The following is a 3,759-nucleotide window of genomic DNA, read 5'->3' as shown; positions in this document are numbered from 1 at the left end:
TTATGGGGGATGGCGGGGCGGGCGGGTCCGGGCGCTGCGCCGTGAGCGCGCCCCCCGACCCCCCCCTCCAGGAACACGCCACTGACGAAACGAATGCCTTGCACGCCTCCAACAGGCCCAGCACCGAGGCGACCGACTTCGCCAGCATCTCCTTCTCGGCGGCGTTGAGGCGGATCTTGACGACCCGCTCGACACCCTTGGCGCCGATCACCACCGGCACGCCGACGAACATGTCCTTGACGCCGTACTGGCCGCGCAGCGCCGCAGCCGCCGGCAGGACGCGCTTCTGGTCCTTGAGATAGCTCTCGGCCATCGCGATCGCCGAGGCGGCGGGCGCGTAGAAGGCCGAGCCGGTCTTGAGCAGGTTGACGATCTCGCCGCCGCCCTTGCGGGTGCGCTCGACGATGGCGTCGAGGCGCTCCTGCGTCGTCCACTTCATCTTGACGAGGTCGGGCAGCGGGATGCCGGCGACGCCGGAATAGCGCACCAGCGGCACCATGTCGTCGCCATGGCCGCCGAGCACGAAGGCCTGGACGTCCTTGACCGAGACCTGGAACTCGTCGGCGAGGAAGTGGCGGAAGCGGGCCGAGTCGAGCACGCCGGCCATGCCGCAGATCATGTTGGGCTTGAGGCCCGAGAACTTCTGCAGGGCCCAGACCATCGCGTCGAGCGGGTTGGTGATGCAGATCACGAAGGCCTTGGGGGCGTAGGTCCTGATGCCCTCGCCGACCGCCTTCATCACCTTCAGGTTGATGCCGATCAGGTCGTCGCGGCTCATGCCGGGCTTGCGCGGCACGCCGGCGGTGACGATGATCACATCGGCGCCCTTGATGTCCTCATAGGACGAGGTGCCCTTGTAGGCGGCGTCGAAGCCGTCGACCGGGGACGACTCGGCGATGTCGAGGCCCTTGCCCTGCGGGATGCCGTCGGCGATGTCGAACAGGACGATGTCGCCGAGTTCCTTCAAGCCGGCGAGATGGGCGAGCGTGCCGCCGATCTGGCCGGCGCCGATGAGGGCGATCTTCTTGCGGGCCATGGCCTAGTCCTTTGTCCTGACGCTGCGAAAAGCCGGAGTCCCGGCGAAACCGTGCGTTCCTTTGGCCCAAATGGCCCTTTTGCCGCAACCCTTGCGCGATAAGGCGCGCAAGCCCGGCGCAGACCGCCTGCAGCCGGGGCGGTTCGACCTCGCCCCCGACTTATCAATCACTTAGCGGGAACCATCCCTCCAACCGCCCGAGAATGACACGGAATGGCCTTAATGACAATTTACACGAGATGTAATTCGTCATGCGATTTCGTCAGACGATCCCGCTGATCAGCACCCGCAGCGAGACGCGGATCAGGGTCGACAGGCGAATGTCGACGGAAGCCTGCGGCACGTCCGACTCCAGTTCCAGCGCCGCGGGATGGATGAAGCGATGCGTCGCGTCGATGACGAAGGCGATCGCCCGGTCGCGGTCGCGCGGCTCGAAGGTGCCGGACGCGATGCCCTCGTCGATCACCCGCTCGAACAGCGCCCGCACCCGCGCCCGGTTGCGCCGGCTGATCGCGTGGCGCTTGGCCACCGCCTGCGACAGGGCGGCGAAGAGATGAGGCTCCTCGGTCAGCAGGTCGCGATTGGCCTTGGCCAGCGCCAGGATCAACCGCTCGAGCTTGTCGTCGGCGGGGTCGGGCCCGTCGGCGATGTCGGCCAGATGCCGCTCCGTCGCCTTCAGCCAGACATCGACGACCGCATCGACCAGCGCCGCCCGCGAGGGAAAGTAGCGGTAGACATTGGCATGGGTCATGCCCGCCTCTTCGGCGACGGCGACGACCGTGAAACGCTTCAGCCCGAACCGGCGCAGATGCTCGCTGGCGACCGTGAGAATGCGGGTCTCGCTGGGCTCGCGCTGGGTCATGGCTTCACCCGAGCTCCCGCAGACAGAACCGCGACGCCGTCATTCCGGGGCATCGCGTAGCGATGAGCCCGGAACCCATGCACACCGCCGCCCCCCGGTCAGGCCTGGCCCCAACGGCGTTGAGATCGGCAACGTCGTGGTCATGGGTTCCGGGCTCGCCCTGCGGGCGCCCCGGAATGACGGCTGAGGTTCCGGAGCCCACCATCCTCACGTCTCCACCAACCCGCCGCTGTCGCCGCTCGCCGCCGAATCCGCCCTTCCATGCGGCAGGCCGAGATAATCGTCCGAGCGCATCTCGATCAGCCGCGACACCGTGCGGTCGAACTCGAAGGCCTCGCGGCCGGTGGTGGCGCGGTAGAGCTCGTGCGGCTCGGCCTGGGCAGAGGCGACGAGCTTCACATGATGCTCGTAGAGCGTGTCGATCAGGATGATGAAGCGCTTGGTCTCGTTGCGCTGCTCGTCGGCCAGCACGGGAATGTCGTCGAGCACCAGCGTGTGGAAGCGCTGCGCCAGCGCGATATAGTCCGAGGCGCCATAGGCCTTGTTGCAGAGATCGCCGAAGCCCGCCCGCGCCACGCCCGCCGCCGCCTGCGGCACCACCAGATCGTGCCCCTTCACGTCGATGACGAGGCGCTGCCCCTTCGCCGCGCCCGAGAGCTTGCGGAAGGCCTCGTCCAGCGCGGCCTCCGCCGCCGCATCGGCCGGCACGCGATAGACCGGCGCGCCGCCGAGCTTTTCCATCCGAAAATCGGTCCGCGCCTCGAGCTTGAGAACCTCGACCTTCTCGGCCAGCAGCGCCACGAAGGGCAAAAACAGCGAGCGGTTCAGCCCGCCCTCATAGAGCCGCGACGGCTCGACATTCGAGGTCGCGACCACCACGACGCCGGCGGCGAACAGCGCCGTGAACAGCCGCCCGAGGATCATCGCATCGGCGATGTCGGTGACGGTGAACTCGTCGAAGCAGAGCAGCCGCGCCTCCTTCGCCAGATCCGCCGCGATGGGGCCGATCGGATCGGGATCCTTGACCTCGCCGGCCTTGAATTTCTGGCGATAGGCGTGGATGCGGCCATGGACGTCGGCGAGGAATTCGTGGAAATGCACCCGCCGGCGCTGCGGCACCGCGACGGACTCGTAGAACAGGTCCATCAGCATGGTCTTGCCGCGGCCGACCGAGCCCCAGATGTAGAGCCCCTTGGGCACGTCCTTCGCCGCCGCCTTCTTGCCGAAGAGCCAGCCCAGCGCGCTGCTCTTCTGCGCCAGACGCTGCGCGGCGATCGCCTCGGCCAGGGCCTGCAGCCGCTTGACCACGGCGACCTGCGCCGGATCGCGCTCGATCGCCCCGGTGTCGACCAGGGCGGCATAGCGTTGGGCGATCGAGGCGGTCATGGCGGGGCGGTCTTCGGCAGGCGCTGGGGTCTACCGGGTTACGGCAGCCCCGCCGGCCCGGCAAGCCCGATGCGTGGCAAGAGCGGAGGGGGCGGTGCGCGCCCCTTCCCCTCTCATGACCAGCCCCTCTCCCCCGCGCGGTCATCCCGGACGCAGCGAAGCGGAGATCCGGGATCCATGCCTGACCCGTTCCGGAATGGGTCCCGGATCGGCGCCGCTGCGCGGCTTGTCCGGGACGACCGCGCATATCTAAACCTGCGTCACGCCTTGCCCGACGCACCGAAAGCCCCGGCCGGCTCACGCCGCGGGGTTTTCGGGCTCTCCAAGGCGTATCCGAGGGGATGCGCGGGACGGTGGTGGCGTCGCAGTCGACGGCTGCGTGCCGATGTCGATGTCGAATGTCGTGTCGAAGCAGCGCCAACAGCCGCCACCCCGTCCCGCGCGCAGGTGTTTGATGCCGACCAGATCGCCTTCT

General features: G+C 68.2%; 2 protein-coding genes and 1 pseudogene. All 3 read right to left on the bottom strand.

The window, feature by feature from the left end; translation table 11 throughout:
• Nucleotides 1-76: 76 nt before the first annotated feature.
• Nucleotides 77-1,036, bottom strand: a pseudogene (gene mdh / locus Q8M82_RS22830) (malate dehydrogenase); the annotation flags it as partial.
• A gap of 262 nt (nucleotides 1,037-1,298) precedes the next feature.
• A complete protein-coding gene (locus tag Q8M82_RS22825; RefSeq protein ID WP_305693586.1) occupies nucleotides 1,299-1,898 on the bottom strand; it encodes a TetR/AcrR family transcriptional regulator in 600 nt (199 codons plus the stop codon).
• Between the two features lie 207 nt (nucleotides 1,899-2,105).
• A complete protein-coding gene (zapE, locus tag Q8M82_RS22820) occupies nucleotides 2,106-3,284 on the bottom strand; it encodes a cell division protein ZapE (protein WP_305693585.1) in 1,179 nt (392 codons plus the stop codon).
• Between the last annotated feature and the right edge of the window lie 475 nt (nucleotides 3,285-3,759).

The sequence above is a fragment of the Allobosea sp. genome, assembly GCF_030694325.1.
Classification (GTDB): domain Bacteria; phylum Pseudomonadota; class Alphaproteobacteria; order Rhizobiales; family Beijerinckiaceae; genus Allobosea.
This window is presented reverse-complemented; position numbering and strand designations above follow the sequence as displayed.